Genomic DNA, 14,562 nt, shown 5'->3' with positions numbered 1-14,562 from the left:
CAGTGTGGCAGGTCGGCCCGACTGAGCGGGACGCGATCCACACCGCGACGGGCATCACGACCCGATAACAGGGTGACCGGTGTCACAGGACGCGCAGCGCCTCGGGGAGCGCCTGTGCCACATCGAGGGCGGCGATCGGGGCCTCGGCCCGCCCAGCCAGATCACCGCGCACCGCGAGGCGCGCCGCCAGCCCGTGGACGTACGCCGCGCCGGAGGCGGCGTCGTAACAGCTGAGCCCGCCCGCCAGCAATGTCCCGGCGATGCCCGCCAGCACGTCGCCGGTGCCGCCGGTGGCCAGCCACGGCGTGCCGGTGGTGTTGACCCGCACGGGCCGGTCCTCCTCGGCGACCAGCGTGGTCGATCCCTTGAGCAGCACGGTCACGCCCAGTTCGGCGGCGGCCCGCCGTACGTGCTCCAGACGCCGCGCCTCGATCCGCTCCCTCGGCACACCGAGCAGGCGAGACAGCTCACCGGCATGCGGGGTGATCAAGGTGGGGGCGTCCCTGCGCAGCAGCCCCCGGTCCCGCGCGATCAGCGTCAGCCCGTCGGCGTCCACGAGCACCGGGACCTGGGTGGACAGCACGGCACGGGCCACCGCGTGCGCCTCGGCGCCGGTCCCCAGACCCGGGCCGAGCACCCACGCCTGCACGCGCCCGACCTCTTCGACGGGATTCCCCCCGAGCGGATCGGCGACGATCGTGGTGACCGCCTCCGGCCAGCGGGCCCTGACCAGACGCACCGGCTCCGCCGAGCTCACGAAGCGGACCATGCCGGCCCCGGCCCGTACGGCTCCGCCGACCGCGAGCACGGCCGCCCCTGTGTACCGGTCGCTGCCCGCCGCGATGCCCACGACCCCGCGCCGATACTTGTCGCTCTCGGCGCCCGGCCGGGGAAGCAGGTCCGCCACGTCCTCGCCGGTCGGCGCGGCGACGCCGGGGTCCGGGAGATATGGCCCGAGCCCGATGTCCACGAACTCCACGGCTCCGGCGAACCGCGCCCCCGGATCGATGAGCAGGCCGTTCTTGTACGCGCCGAAGGTCACGGTCACCTGGGCCCGCACCGCGGCGCCGTCCACCCCCCCGGTGCTCGCGTCCACCCCGCTCGGCACGTCCACCGCGACGACCAGGCCGGAGGCCTGCGCGGTCAGCCCGGCCAGCGTGGCGTACGGCTCGCGCAGCGCTCCGCTGCCGCCGATGCCGACGAGCCCGTCCACGACGAGGTCGGCTTCGAGGATCAGTTCACGCGCCTGCTCCGGGATCGGAACGCGTAGGTCTGTCGCCCTGCCGCCGACTGCCCGCAGTGCGGCCAGGCCGCCCTCATGCACGCGCGATCCCGCAAGGACCGCCACGACCCGGGCGCCCCGGCGGGCCAGGCGGGCGCCCGCGTACAGCGCGTCACCGCCGTTGTCCCCGCTGCCGATCAGGAGGACGACGTGGGAGCCGTACACCCGGCCGCGGACCCCGGTGAGCAGTCCGGCGCAGACGGCGGCGAGCCCGGCGGCGGCCCGGCCCATCAGCGTTCCCTCAGGCAGTTTCGCCATGAGCGCCAACTCGGCGGCGCGGATCTGGTCAGAGGTGTAGGCGGTCCGCATGCGTCCGACGGTAGCCTCCAGAAACCTAGATCGCGATCGCCCTGTGGACAACCGTCACCCGGACTCGGCGATCACGTAGGCGACGGCCACGCCGCCGTCGTGGGTCAGGGACACGTGCCATCGGGTGACGCCCAGGCCATCCGCCACCTCCGCCGCCCGGCCGGTGATCCGCAGGCTCGGCCTGCCGTACTCGCCGATGACGATCTCAGCGTCGTGGTGGCTCAGGCCCGGCGGCGCGCCGAGCGCCTTGGCGACCGCCTCCTTGGCGGCGAACCGCGCGGCCAGCGACGGCACCGCGAGCCCACGCTCGCCCCGGGTGAACACGCGGCCGCGCAGGGCAGGCGTGCGCTCCAGCACGGCGGCGAAGCGGGCCACGTCCACCACGTCCACCCCGATGCCCACGATCACGCCGTCAGCGTACGCTCCTCCACAGGCTATGCACACGCCACGCGCACCCCCCGGCGGTCGGCCCTCGGGCCATGGGTACGCTTGGCCGACGTGGCAGGTGGGGACCCATACGTCCAGCTCAGCAGGGAGCAGTGGCGTGACCTTAGGAAGAACACGCCGCTCACGCTGACCGAGGCGGAGCTGGCCGAACTGCGCGGCGTCGACGACCCGATCGACCTCGCCGAGGTGACGGACATCTATCTGCCGCTCGCCCGGCTGCTCAATCTGCACTTCACCGGCTCCCGCCAGCGCAGCGCGGCCGTCGGGGCGTTCCTGGGCGAGTCCGCCTCACCCCTGCCGTACGTGCTGGGCATCGCGGGAAGCGTCGCGGTCGGCAAGTCGACCACGGCCCGCCTCCTGCACACGCTGCTGGCCCGCTGGCCCGAGCATCCGCGGGTCGATCTGATCACCACCGACAGCTTCCTCTACCCCAACAAGGTGCTGGAGGAGCGCGGGATCATGCACCGCAAGGGCTTCCCCGAGAGCTACGACCGGCGGGCGCTGGTGCGCTTCGTCGCCGACGTCAAGGCCGGTCACCCCGCGGTCGACGCGCCGGTCTACAGCCATCTGGAGTACGACATCGTGCCCGGCGCGACGCAGACGGTACGCCGTCCCGACATCCTCATCGTGGAGGGTCTCAACGTCCTCCAGCCGGCGCCGCCGGCCTCGCTCGCCGTGTGCGACTACTTCGACTTCTCGATCTATGTGGACGCCCGGGTCGAGGACATCAGGAACTGGTACGTCGACCGCTTCCACAAGCTGCGCCGTACGGCTTTCTCCGACCCCAAGTCGTACTTCAACCACATCGCGGCGCTCTCCCATGACGAGGCGACCGCGTTCGCCAGGAACGTGTGGCGCGACATCAACGAACGCAACCTGATCGAGAACATCGCGCCCACCCGCGGCCGGGCCGGCCTGATCATGCGGAAGGGCTCCGACCACTCCATCCGTCACGTACGGCTCCGCCGTACCTGAAGGGCACGTGCGGAGGCCGCGCGCCGGGCCCGGTCGCTGGGTAGGGTGCGGATCATGACAGCGAGCACATGCTTCGCGACCGAGGGCCTGACCAAGCGGTTCCCCCGCGTCACGGCACTCGACGGGCTGACGGTGTCGGCCGGAACGGGGGTGACCGGCCTGGTCGGCGCCAACGGCGCGGGCAAATCGACGCTGATCAAGATCCTGCTCGGCCTCGCCGCCCCGACGTCCGGCCGGGCGAGCGTGCTCGGGATGGACGCGACCACCGAGGGCCCGCGGATCCGGCGGGCCGTGGGCTACATGCCCGAGCATGACTGTCTGCCGCCCGACATGTCGGCCACCGAGTTCGTGGTCCACATGGCCAGGATGTCCGGCCTGCCGCGTACGGCGGCCCGCGAACGCGCGGCCGACACGCTGCGCCACGTCGGCCTCCAGGAGGAGCGGTACCGGCCCATCGGCGGTTACTCCACCGGCATGCGCCAGCGGGTCAAGCTCGCCCAGGCGCTCGTCCACGACCCCAAGTTGATCTTCCTCGACGAGCCGACCAACGGTCTCGACCCGCAGGGCCGCGACGAGATGCTCGCGCTGATCCGGCGCATCGGCATCGAGTTCGGCATCAGCGTGCTGGTCACCTCGCACCTGCTGGGCGAGCTCGAGCGGGTCTGCGACCACGTCATCGTGATCGACGGGGGGCGGCTGCTGCGCTCCTCGGCCATCCGCGAGTTCACCCGGACCACGCAGGCGGTGGCCATCGAGGTGGAGGACGGGCTGGAGTCCCTCGCCGAGCGCCTCGGCCGGATGGGCGAGGCGGTGGCCGTACAGGGCAGGCTGCTGACCGTGCAGGTGCCGCCGGACGCCGACCCGGCCCGCACGTTCGACGCCGTCCGCGACGCCGTCTGCGATCTCGACCTCCATCTCGTGCGGCTGGAGCAGCGCCGCGGCCGCATCGAGGATGTGTTCAAAGAGAACACAGCCAAGGACCCCGCGCCGAAGGAGCCGGCGGTATGACCTCCGAGCCGACCGCGGTCATCCACGACATCGGATACCGCCACTACGAGGGCCCGCGGCTGGGGCGCGCCAACGCCGTGTACGCCCTGGCCGTACACAGCCTGCGCGGCGCGTTCGGCCTCGGCCGCCCGGCCCGCGCGAAGATCATCCCGATCCTGCTGATGGTCATCATGCTGCTGCCCGCCGCGGTGACGATCGCCGCCATGGCCATCCTGAAACGGCCGGAGCTGGGCACGGAATACCCGACCTACGCGGTCGTCATGCAGCCGGTCATCGCGATCTTCATGGCCGCGCAGTCGCCGTACCTCGTCGCGCCCGACCTGCGGTTCCGCGTGCTGCCGCTGTACCTGTCTCGCCCCCTCGGCGTCATCGACTACGTGATCGCCAAGGCGGCGGCGCTGACGGTCGCGCTGTTCCTGCTGCTGGCCGTGCCGCTCACGGTCCTGTTCGTCGGCGAGCTGCTCGTCGACCTGCCCGGGCCGCTCCACACCGGCGACTACGCCGCCGCGATGGGCGGCGCGGTCATCCTGGCCCTGCTGCTCGCCCTGATCGGCATCGCGCTGGCGTCCGTCACCCCGCGCCGCGGGCTGGGCGTGGCGTCGGTGATCGCGTTCTATCTGTTCACCTCGGCCGTCGCCGGGGTGTTCTACCTCGTCCTGTCGGCGACCGGACGGGACGACACCGCCGCCTGGGCATTGCTGATCAATCCGTTCTTCCTGGTCGAAGCCGTACAGTCCGCGCTGTTCGGCGTCGCGGCGTCGAACGGCTACCCGAACGGCCCGGGGCCGGTCCTGATCCTGGTGGCCGTGGGAGCCCTCGCGGCGACCGGCATCCTCCTGCGCTACCGGAAGGCCGCCTCCGCATGACCATGACGACCTCTCCCACGACCACCCGGCAGGGCGTCATCGAGCTCGGCCAGGTGTCCCGCTGGTACGGCAACGTCGTAGCGGTCAACGATGTCACGATGACGATCGGCCCCGGCGTGACCGGCCTGCTCGGCCCCAACGGCGCCGGAAAGTCCACGCTGCTGCACATGATGGCGGGCTTCCTCGCCCCGTCGACCGGTACGGCCACGCTGAACGGGCAGCCGATCTGGCGCAACCACGAGATCTACCGGCTGGTCGGCCTGGTCCCCGAGAAGGAGGCCGTGTACGGCTTCCTGACCGGCTGGCAGTTCGTGCTTTCCGCCGCCCGGCTGCACCGGCTGCCGTCTCCGGCGGACGCCGCCCTGCGGGCGCTCGACCTGGTGGAGATGACCGCCGCCAAAGACCGCAGGATCGAGACCTACTCGAAGGGCATGCGGCAGCGGGTCAAGGTGGCCGCCGCCCTGGTGCACGACCCGATGGTGCTGCTCCTCGACGAGCCGTTCAACGGCATGGACCCCCGGCAGCGGATGCACCTCATGGATCTGGTCCGCGACATGGGCCGGGCGGGCCGTACGATCCTGTTCAGCTCGCACATCCTCGAAGAGGTCGAGCGGGTCGCCGAGCAGATCGAGGTGCTGGTCGCCGGGCGGCACGCGGCGTCGGGCGACTACCGCGAGATCCGGCGCCGGATGACCGACCGGCCGCACCTCTTCCACGTCAGGTCCAGCGACGACCGGCGACTGGCCGCCGCGCTGATCTCCGACTCCTCCTCCAGCGCGGTCGCCCTGACCGAGCAGGGCATCGAGGTCCAGACGGTGGACTTCCGGCGCTTCACCCGGCTGCTGCCCAAGGTCGCCCGTGACATCGGCGTCCACCTGTGGCAGGTCTCCCCCACCGACGAGGACCTGGAGAGCGTCTTCTCCTATCTGATCAGCGGCCCGACCTCTGGGGGCTCCCGATGAACGCTGTGGTGGCCGACATCACCTACCGGGCGATGCTCGGACGGAAGCGGATCTGGCTGCTGGTGCTGCTGCCGACGGCACTGATCGGCATGGCCGCGCTGCTCAGAGCGGTCGACGGGCCGGACGAGCACACGGCCGTGATCCTGATGAAGACGTTCGCCATCGGCACGATGCTGCCGCTGCTCGGACTGATCGCGGGAACCGGCGTGATCGCGCCGGAGATCGAGGACGGCACGATCATCCACCTGCTGGCCAAGCCGATCTCCCGGCCCGTGATCGCGGTGACGAAGTTCGCGGTGGCCGCTTCGCTGCTCGTCGTGTTCGCCGCGCTGCCGACCTTCATCGCCGCCTACCTGCTCACCGGCGCCGAATCGGGCGTCGCGTACGGTTTCACGCTCGGGGCGCTCTTCGGCGGCGTGGCCTACGCCGCGGTGTTCCTGCTGCTGGGCGTGGTCACCCGGCACGCCGTGACCGTGGGGGTCATCTACGCCCTGGTATGGGAGGGCGTGGTCGGCGGCTACGTCCCCGGGGCTCGTAAGCTCTCCATCCAGCAGTGGGCCCAGTCCGTCGCGGACCACTTCTCGACGTCGCCCTTCTTCTCCACGGACGTCACGCTCGGCTTCGCCGTACCGGCCATGGCCATCGTGACGGTCGGCGCGCTGCTGTGGGCCGGCCGGCGCCTGCGCGGCCTCTCCCTGACCGGCGACGACTAGGAAAGACGACTGGGAGATCAGTCGGTTGAGCTCCTCTCGCAGCGATCAGTGAGCCGCGCCGCCATGATCTATTCGCTGGGGTTCGTCGGGTAGTTCCCGGCGGAGTGGTTCCGCCTGCCGCCGCAGATGGTCGAGCATGGCCTTGGCCGCGGGCGTGAGGGTGCGGGCTTCGGGCAGTGTCACGCCGACCGAGCGCCGTACGGAGGCGAGCGGCACCGGTAGCTCCGCGAGCCGATCGTCGGTCCTGACGAGCAGCGCGGGCAGGGCCGCGATCATGTCGGTCGCCAGGAGCAGCGAGCGGATCGTCAGAATGGATGTGCACTCAACCCGATTTTCCGGAATTGACAGCCCTTGGCGTTGGAACACCTGCTCCAGTTCGTGTTTCAGCGCGGTCTGTTCGAGCGGGACGATCCATGGATATCGGAGCAGTTCCGGCAGGGTCCGCGCCTGCTGAGCGGGATGCCCGGCGCGGGCCACCAGCAGGGTGGGCTCGTTGTAGAGGGGGATCTGGTGGAGGCCCGGCCAGTCCTCGATGGAGTTGAGCCGACCGAGGATCAGGTCGGTCTCGCCGTCGATCAGCCGGGGAACGAGCGAGTCGAAGGTGCCCTCTTTGACGATCACCGTGATGCCCGGGCGCTCTGCCTTGAGGGCGGCGATCGAGCGGGGCAGCAGCACGTTGGTGGCGGCCAGGAGCGTGCCGATGGTGACGGTGCCGGTCTCACCGTCGGCGAGGCCGGCGATCCGGGCACCCGCCCGGCGCAGTTCCGCCTGTACGGCGCGCGCGTGGTCGACGAGGGCGGCGCCGAAGAGGGTGGGAGTGACGCCGCGCGGGCCCCGGTGGAAGAGCTCGACCCCGAGGATCTGCTCCACCTCCCGCAGCCCACGCGTGACGGCGGGCTGCGCCAGGTGGAGATGCTCAGCGGCACGCAGGATGCCGCCCTGCTCGGCGATGGTCGTCACGAGCACCAGGTGTCTGAGTTTGAGGCGGCCGTTCAGCAGGTCCAAGGGGCGGGACATCACCGGAACATCATATGAGCCACAGAATCGGGGCTCACTTTGATATATCCGCGGGAGCGGACTGAGAGCGCCGCCGATGCCCACACCCCGAGACACGTAGGCCGTCGACGGCGTGACCGCCCGTCGCCGCCCCTCGCCGCCCCTCGCCGCCCTGAACCGATCTGGGCGTCGATGGCGCAATATAACAGGATCGATATATATGTGATGAATAGTGGTATTAGACTGTTATGTACGAGTGGCTGCACGATGATGGTCATGAAGCCCGCGCACTACGTCAACGGTGTCTTCACGACGACGGGAACGGCCTTTCCGCTGTTTTCACCCGTCGACGGAAGCCAGGTAGGAGTCGTTCCCGAAGCCCCGCATGACGTCGTCGACGCGGCGGTGCGGGCAGCCCGCACGGCGCTCGCCGGCCCCTGGGGGCGGACCAGCGTCGAGGAGCGGTGCTCCATGCTACGGCGGATCGCCGACGGCATCGAGGCCCGCTTCGACGAGTTCGTCGAAGCCGAGGTCGTCGACACCGGCAAGCCCAGGGAGTTGGCGGCCACGGTCGACATCCCGCGGGCGATCGGCAACTTCCGTTCCTACGCCGACCTCGCCTACGGCCGTCCGGAACGGGCCTACCCCACCACCGTTCCCGGCTGGAGCGGCAGCGGTCAGGCGCTCAACTACACCGTCCGCCGTCCCCTCGGCGTCGTGGCGATCATCTCGCCCTGGAACCTGCCGCTGCTCCTGCTCACCTGGAAGGTCGCGCCCGCGCTGGCCGCGGGCAACGCGGTCGTCGCCAAGCCGTCGGAGGAGACGCCGTCCACCGCGACCCTGCTCGCCGCCGTAATCGACGAGGTGGGGCTGCCCGCAGGCGCCTTCAACCTCGTGCACGGCCACGGCGCGAACGCGGCGGGCGAGCACCTCACATCCCACCCGGGCGTCGACGCGATCGCCTTCACCGGCGCGTCCGCCACCGGGACCGCCATCATGCGCAGCGCGGCCGACCACATCACACCGGTCTCCTTCGAACTCGGCGGCAAGAACGCCGCCCTGGTCTTCGCCGACGCCGACCTCGCCGAGGCGGTCGAGGGGACCGTCCGGTCGAGCTTCACCCACTCGGGCCAGATCTGCCTGTGCACCGAGCGTGTCTATGTGCAGCGCCCCCGCTTCGAGGAGTTCGTCGACGCCCTGGCCGAGCGCGTACGCGCGCTGAAGGACTACGGCCCGATGATCTCGGCTGAGCATCGCGACAAGGTGCTGTCGTACTACCGCCTCGCCGTCGAGGAGGGCGCCACGGTGGTCGCCGGTGGCGGGGTGCCGAGCTTCGGCGACGGGCGTGACGGCGGGTTCCACGTCGAGCCGACCGTGCTCACCGGGCTGCCCCAGACCGCCAGAACCGTCCGCGAGGAGATCTTCGGGCCCGTCTGCCATGTGGCGCCGTTCGACGACGAAGACGAGGCGGTTCGGCTGGCCAACGACAGCCCGTACGGCCTGGCCGCCACGGTGTGGACCACCGACCTGTCCCGCGCCCACCGCGTGGCTCCGCGGGTGGAGGCCGGGATCGTGTGGGTCAACTGCTGGAATCTCCGGGATCTGCGCACCCCCTTCGGAGGTGTGAAGGCGTCCGGCATCGGACGCGAGGGTGGCGAATACTCGCTCGACTTCTTCTCGGAACCCGTCAACGTGTGCGTCAAGATTTGAGGACATCCGTGACAGAAAGACACCAGGCCGCGGCGTCGCGGCTGCTGGAGGCGTACGCGTCCGGCAGCCCCTGTGAACCGGTGCGCGACCTGATCGACGGCGCGGACGCCGCCTATGCCGTACAGGACCTGATCACCCAGCGGTGGCTGTCGGAGGGGCGCCGCCTGACCGGTCGCAAGATCGGACTGACCAGCGCGGCGGTGCAGCGGCAACTGGGGGTGGACTCGCCGGACTTCGGCATGCTCTTCGCCGACATGGCCGTACCGGACGGCGAGGAGATCCCCGTCGGCGCGGTGCTGCAGCCCCGCGCCGAGGCCGAGGTCGCACTCGTGCTGGAACACGACCTGACGTACGAACGGCACACGGTCGCCGACGTGATCCGCGCGACGGCCTTCGCGCTGCCCGCGATCGAGATCGTGGGCAGTCGCATCCGCGGCTGGGACATCACCCTGGCCGACACGGTCGCGGACAACGCCTCCGCCGGCATGTACGTCCTCGGCACCCGCCCGGTGCCGCTGCGCGACGTGGACCTGCGGCTGGCCGGGATGGTCATCGAGCGGGGCGGCGAGCAGGTGTCGACCGGCGTCGGCGCGGCCTGCCTCGGGCACCCGCTCCACGCGGCGGTGTGGCTGGCCGACACGCTGGCCAGGATCGGCCGTCCGCTCCAGGCCGGAGACACCGTGCTGACCGGGGCACTCGGGCCGGTCGTCCCCGTCGCGCCCGGCGACGTGCTCGAAGCGCGCATCGACGGGCTCGGCGACGTGCGCACGGCCTTCGCCCACGAGGCGCCCGCTCCCCAGGAGGACATGTGAACCCGCACCTGGACTCGTTCGCCGAGATCCTCGACAAGGCGGCGCTGAACCGTCGCGCGGTCCCCAGGCTCACCGACGCCGCCGCGCTCGACGTGCCCTCCGCGTACGAGGTGCAGCGGGCGGTGATCGAGCGGCGCCTGGCACGCGGCGAGTCCCTCATCGGCGTCAAGATGGGGTTCACCAGCCGCGCCAAGATGGTCCAGATGGGCGTCGACGACGTCATCTGGGGCCTGCTCACCGACGCCATGCTGATCGAGTCCCACGTGGACACCGCCGATCTGATCCATCCGCGCATCGAGCCGGAGATCGCGTTCCTGATCGATCGGCCGGTGCGCACTCCCGCCGACGCGGTCGACGCCGTCGGCGGGATCGCGGTGGGCTATGAGGTGCTCGACTCCCGTTACGAAGGCTTCAGCTTCACCCTGCCCGACGTCATCGCGGACAACGCCTCGGCCGCCGGCTTCGGTCTCGGCCCCTGGCACAGGCCCAGAGATGTCGGCAACGTGGGCATGCTGCTGGAGATCGACGGCCGTACCGTCGCGAGTGGCTCGTCGGCGGCCATTCTCGGCGACCCGATGCGGTCGCTGGTCGCCGCCGCCCGCCTGGCCGAAGCCGCCGGGATCGAGCTGCAGCCGGGGTGGGTCATCCTCGCGGGCGCCGCGACGGCGGCCATCCCGCTTCCCGCCGGCACCCACGTCCGTGTGAGCGCCGCGGGTCTCGGCCGTGCGGAGGTGACGACACGATGAACGCCCAGACGAACGCCCAGACGAACGGCCAGACGAACGGCCAGACGAACGACGCGCTGCTCGTCCGGGGCAAGGCCGCTCCACGCGGCAGGTTCCCCCACGTCAGGAGGGCGGGCGACTTCGTGTTCGTCTCCGGCACCAGCTCCCGCCGCCCCGACGGCTCCTTCGCCGGGGCGAGCGCGGACGCCATGGGCACGACCACGCTGGACATCCGCGAGCAGACCAGGGCGGTCATCGAGAACATCCGCGACCTGCTCGCGGCGGCGGGCGGAGACCTCACGGACGTCGTCAACGTGTCCAGCTATCTCGTCAACATGAACGACTTCGGCGGCTACAACGAGGTCTACGGAGAGTATTTCGACGAGAACGGCCCCGCCCGCACCACGGTCGCGGTCCACCAACTCCCCCACCCCCACCTGCTCATCGAGATCTCCTGCATCGCCCACATTCCGCAGAGGAGCGCCGTATGATTCCTCCCTTCAACCTTCAGAAGTGGATCGACGAGCACCAGGACATGCTCAGGCCGCCGGTCGGCAATGTGCAGATCTGGAAGGACGCCGACCTGATGGTCACCATCGTCGGCGGCCCCAACCAGCGCACCGACTTCCACGACGACCCGATCGAGGAGTTCTTCTACCAGCTCAAGGGCGACATGGTGCTGCGCGTCATGGAGGAGGAGGGCCGGCCTCCCGTCGACGTACGGATCAGGGAGGGTGATGTCTTCCTGCTGCCGCCGCATGTCCGGCACTCCCCGCAGCGGCCGGTGCCCGGCTCGATCGGCCTGGTCGTCGAGTACGCCCGTCCGCAGGGGGAAGTGGACGCCTTCGAGTGGTACTGCATGGACTGTCACCGGCTGGTCCACCGTGCCGAGATCCAGCTCCAGTCGATCGTCGATGATCTGCCCCCCGTCTTCCAGGCGTACTACGACGGCGACCGCACGTGCCCGCACTGCGGGGCGACCCATCCCGGAAAGGACTGGCCCGAGCACCTTCGGCCGGTGGTCCGATGATCCCGGCCGCCCAGGTCGCCACCCAGATCATCGACGTCCACGCCCACGTCTTCCCGCGCATCTCCCGGGAGGAGAGCCGGATCCTCGCCGGCGCCGGCGAGCCCTGGCTGCGCGACGGCATGATGATGAGCGGCGACGACGACTACCGGCCCGTCACCCCGGAGCTGTGGGACGCCGGCGCGCGCCTGGAGGCGATGGACCGCTCCGGCGTCGACGTGCAGGCCGTCTCGTCCACGCCGCTGCTGTTCGGGTACGCGGCAGAGCCGGAACGCGCCGCCGACTGGTGCGAGATGGTCAACGACCGCATCCTCGCCTACTGCGCCGAAGCCCCCCACCGCCTGCTGCCCCTGTGTCAGGTCCCGCTGCAGGACCTGGAGACCGCCCGCACGATGGTCACCAAGGCCAGGGCCGCCGGGCACCGGGGCGTGCACATCGGCAACCACGTGGGCCCGCGCAACCTGCACGATCCGGAGATCATCGAATTCCTCACCCACTGCGCGGATGAGGACATGCCGGTGCTCGTCCACCCGTGGGACATGCTGGCCGCCGACCGCATGACGGGGTACATGCTGCCGTGGCTGGTCGGCATGGCCGCGGAGACGCAGCTCAGCATCCTGTCGCTGACACTGTCCGGCGCGTTCGAGAAGCTGCCCGCTTCGCTGCGCCTGTGCTTCTGCCACGGCGGTGGCAGCTTCGCCTTCCTCCTCGGCCGCGCCGACAACGCCTGGCGCAACCGCGACATCGTCAGGAAGGACTCGCCCAAGCCCCCCTCGGCGTACACCGACCGCTTCTACGTCGACTCGGCGGTGTTCGACCCGCGGGCGCTGAGCCTGCTCATCGACGTGATGGGCGTCGAGCGGGTCATGCTCGGCACCGATTTCCCCTTCCCGCTCGGCGAGCAGGAGCCGGGCGCGGCCGTCCGCGCCTGCGCCGGTCTCGGCGAGGCCGAGCGCGCCGCGATCCTCGGCGGCAACGCGAGGAGATTCCTGGGGCTGGCATGACCGAGGAGTTCGACCCGTTCCGCCGCCGCGAGGAGGAAACGCGATGAGCAAGGCCAAGGTCGCGATCATCGGATCGGGGAACATCGGCACCGACCTGATGTTCAGGGTGCTTCGTGCTTCGATGACGTGTCCGTGGTGCTGGACGCGACGTCCGCCGGAGCGCACCGGAACAACGAGGCGGCCACGCAGGTCGCCGCGTACGTGCCGGGTTACCGGCTCAAGCAGGAGGTGCGGCGCCCTCGATCTCCAGTCGGCCAGAACTCACACGTGAAGGGAGAGACGGACATGATCGCCCCGTTGGAAAACGGCCCGCTGAAGTCGACCGAAGAGGATGCGCTGCGACGCGACGCCGAGGACCTCGGCCACCGGGACCTTTTCCGGATCCCACCCGCCGACGGCGGGGAATATCCGGAGAGCGCCTACATGGCGGGCAACTCGCTCGGCCTGCAGCCCCGGGCCACCCAGGAGGAACTGCTGGAGGACCTGGCCGCGTGGGCCCGGCTCGGCGTCGAAGGCCATCTGGAGGCGGACCGCCCCTGGATGCCGTATCACGAGCAGCTCACCGGTCCGGCCGCCCGGCTGGTCGGCGCACTGCCCGAAGAGACCGTGGTCATGAACTCGCTGACGGTCAACCTGCACCTGCTGATGGTGTCGTTCTACCGGCCGCGGGGTGAGCGGACTCGGATCGTCATCGAGGACACCGCGTTTCCTTCCGACAGCTACGCGGTACGCAGCCAGGCCCGCTTTCACGGCCTCGATCCCGACAAGGCGGTGGTACGGCTCGGCGACGGCAAGGCGGTGCTCGACTTCCTGGAGCGCGAGGGCGACACGGTCGCACTGGTGATGCTCGGCGGGGTCAACTACCTCACCGGCGAACTCCTGGACATCTCCGCCATCACCGCGGCCGGACATGCGGCCGGCGCGATCGTCGGATGGGACTTGGCGCACGCCGCCGGAAATGTCCCGTTGCGGCTGCACGATTCGGGGTCGGACTTCGCCGCCTGGTGCTCATACAAGTACCTCAACTCCGGCCCCGGCGCCCTCGGCGGGGTCTTCGTCCACCAGCGGCACCTCGGCGACCTCTCGCTTCAGCGGTTCGAGGGCTGGTGGAGCACCGAGCCCGAGACCCGCTTCCAGATGGAGCCGATCTCTCGGCCGCCGGCCAGCGCCGACGCCTGGCAGATCTCCAATCCGCCGATCTACGCCATGGGCCCGGTGCGCACCTCGCTCAACCTGTTCGACGAGATCGGCATGGCCGAGCTGCGGGCTCGCAGTGTGCGGCTCACCGGCTACCTGGAGAGCCTGCTCGACGAGGTCACGGCGACCCGACCGATCACCGTGGTCACTCCGCGGGACCCCTCCCGCCGCGGCTGCCAGCTCTCCCTGCGTGTCGAGGGCGGCAGGAGCGCCGCGGAACTGACCCGGCGGCTGCGCCACGAGCACGGGGTCGTCGCCGACGCCCGCGAGCCGGACATCATCCGAATAGCGCCGACACCGCTCTACTCGACCTACCACGACTGCTGGCGTACCGCCATCGCGCTGGCCGACTGTGTGGCGAAGGACGCTTGACACCCCCCCTCGTGAATGAGGGGGTTTCAGCGCGCAGCGGGACTTCTGGGATCGGGTGCATCCTGACCGATCACTCGTGACACCAGAGGTCCCGTTCGGCTTTCCCCGCCTGACCGGCGGAGCTACGGCCGGCCCCGGCGCGTCACCGAGCGCCGGT

15 protein-coding genes are annotated in these 14,562 nt (G+C 70.5%); 12 read left to right on the top strand and 3 right to left on the bottom strand.

The features are described 5' to 3' along the window. Positions 1-82: 82 nt before the first annotated feature. Together ACFHYQ_RS20975 and ACFHYQ_RS20970 are read right to left on the bottom strand one after the other, a co-directional pair. Positions 83-1,591: an NAD(P)H-hydrate dehydratase gene (locus ACFHYQ_RS20975; protein WP_394302832.1), complete on the bottom strand. Its 1,509-nt coding sequence runs from the start codon at positions 1,589-1,591 to the stop codon at positions 83-85. 54 nt (positions 1,592-1,645) lie between these two features. Beyond that, the gene (locus ACFHYQ_RS20970; protein ID WP_394302831.1) at positions 1,646-1,999 is read right to left on the bottom strand and encodes a holo-ACP synthase; all 354 of its coding nucleotides are present in this window, start codon (positions 1,997-1,999) and stop codon (positions 1,646-1,648) included. Positions 2,000-2,089: 90 nt separating this feature from the next. On the opposite strand from ACFHYQ_RS20970, the gene coaA reads away from it, so the two are divergent. The 5 genes from coaA to ACFHYQ_RS20945 are packed head-to-tail and all read left to right on the top strand — an operon-like array spanning position 2,090 to position 6,562. After that, positions 2,090-3,013: a type I pantothenate kinase gene (coaA, locus tag ACFHYQ_RS20965; protein ID WP_394302830.1), complete on the top strand. Its 924-nt coding sequence runs from the start codon at positions 2,090-2,092 to the stop codon at positions 3,011-3,013. Between the two features lie 54 nt (positions 3,014-3,067). Further along, positions 3,068-4,021 (top strand): ABC transporter ATP-binding protein, encoded by a 954-nt coding sequence (locus tag ACFHYQ_RS20960; protein ID WP_394302829.1) that lies wholly within the window; start codon positions 3,068-3,070, stop codon positions 4,019-4,021. Further along, positions 4,018-4,887 (top strand): ABC transporter permease, encoded by an 870-nt coding sequence (locus ACFHYQ_RS20955; protein ID WP_394302828.1) that lies wholly within the window; start codon positions 4,018-4,020, stop codon positions 4,885-4,887. Before ACFHYQ_RS20960 ends, ACFHYQ_RS20955 begins: the two co-directional genes overlap by 4 nt. Next, on the top strand, positions 4,884-5,849 hold the full coding sequence (locus tag ACFHYQ_RS20950) for an ABC transporter ATP-binding protein (RefSeq protein WP_394302827.1): 966 nt from the start codon (positions 4,884-4,886) through the stop codon (positions 5,847-5,849). Before ACFHYQ_RS20955 ends, ACFHYQ_RS20950 begins: the two co-directional genes overlap by 4 nt. Further along, complete coding sequence (locus ACFHYQ_RS20945) at positions 5,846-6,562, top strand: ABC transporter permease (RefSeq protein ID WP_394302826.1); 717 nt, start codon at positions 5,846-5,848, stop codon at positions 6,560-6,562. The genes ACFHYQ_RS20950 and ACFHYQ_RS20945 overlap by 4 nt, the downstream gene beginning before the upstream one ends. Positions 6,563-6,607: 45 nt before the next feature. Here ACFHYQ_RS20945 and ACFHYQ_RS20940 read toward each other — a convergent pair whose 3' ends face one another. Then, positions 6,608-7,579, bottom strand: a complete 972-nt coding sequence (locus tag ACFHYQ_RS20940) for a LysR substrate-binding domain-containing protein (protein ID WP_394303021.1) — start codon at positions 7,577-7,579, stop codon at positions 6,608-6,610. 255 nt (positions 7,580-7,834) lie between these two features. On the opposite strand from ACFHYQ_RS20940, the gene ACFHYQ_RS20935 reads away from it, so the two are divergent. The 7 genes from ACFHYQ_RS20935 to kynU all read left to right on the top strand — a co-directional run bounded on the left by ACFHYQ_RS20935 (position 7,835) and on the right by kynU (position 14,405). Beyond that, a complete protein-coding gene (locus ACFHYQ_RS20935; RefSeq protein ID WP_394302825.1) occupies positions 7,835-9,268 on the top strand; it encodes a 2-hydroxymuconic semialdehyde dehydrogenase in 1,434 nt (477 codons plus the stop codon). 8 nt (positions 9,269-9,276) lie between these two features. Beyond that, positions 9,277-10,080 (top strand): 2-keto-4-pentenoate hydratase, encoded by an 804-nt coding sequence (locus ACFHYQ_RS20930; protein WP_394302824.1) that lies wholly within the window; start codon positions 9,277-9,279, stop codon positions 10,078-10,080. Continuing rightward, positions 10,077-10,826 carry a 2-keto-4-pentenoate hydratase gene (locus tag ACFHYQ_RS20925; protein ID WP_394302823.1) on the top strand — a complete coding sequence of 250 codons (750 nt, stop codon included), beginning with the start codon at positions 10,077-10,079 and terminating at the stop codon, positions 10,824-10,826. Before ACFHYQ_RS20930 ends, ACFHYQ_RS20925 begins: the two co-directional genes overlap by 4 nt. Continuing rightward, on the top strand, positions 10,823-11,296 hold the full coding sequence (locus tag ACFHYQ_RS20920; protein WP_394302822.1) for a RidA family protein: 474 nt from the start codon (positions 10,823-10,825) through the stop codon (positions 11,294-11,296). The genes ACFHYQ_RS20925 and ACFHYQ_RS20920 overlap by 4 nt, the downstream gene beginning before the upstream one ends. After that, positions 11,293-11,835 carry a 3-hydroxyanthranilate 3,4-dioxygenase gene (locus tag ACFHYQ_RS20915; protein ID WP_204014664.1) on the top strand — a complete coding sequence of 181 codons (543 nt, stop codon included), beginning with the start codon at positions 11,293-11,295 and terminating at the stop codon, positions 11,833-11,835. Before ACFHYQ_RS20920 ends, ACFHYQ_RS20915 begins: the two co-directional genes overlap by 4 nt. After that, positions 11,832-12,836, top strand: coding sequence for an amidohydrolase family protein (locus tag ACFHYQ_RS20910; protein ID WP_394302821.1), 1,005 nt, complete (start codon positions 11,832-11,834; stop codon positions 12,834-12,836). The genes ACFHYQ_RS20915 and ACFHYQ_RS20910 overlap by 4 nt, the downstream gene beginning before the upstream one ends. Before the next feature lie 126 nt (positions 12,837-12,962). Beyond that, positions 12,963-14,405 (top strand): kynureninase, encoded by a 1,443-nt coding sequence (kynU, locus tag ACFHYQ_RS20905; RefSeq protein WP_394302820.1) that lies wholly within the window; start codon positions 12,963-12,965, stop codon positions 14,403-14,405. Positions 14,406-14,562 lie beyond the last annotated feature (157 nt).

Source organism: Sphaerimonospora cavernae (genome assembly GCF_042435035.1).
Classification (GTDB): domain Bacteria; phylum Actinomycetota; class Actinomycetes; order Streptosporangiales; family Streptosporangiaceae; genus Sphaerimonospora; species Sphaerimonospora cavernae.
The sequence above is the reverse complement of the archived record's forward strand: the minus strand, read 5'-3'. Positions and strand labels throughout refer to the sequence as shown.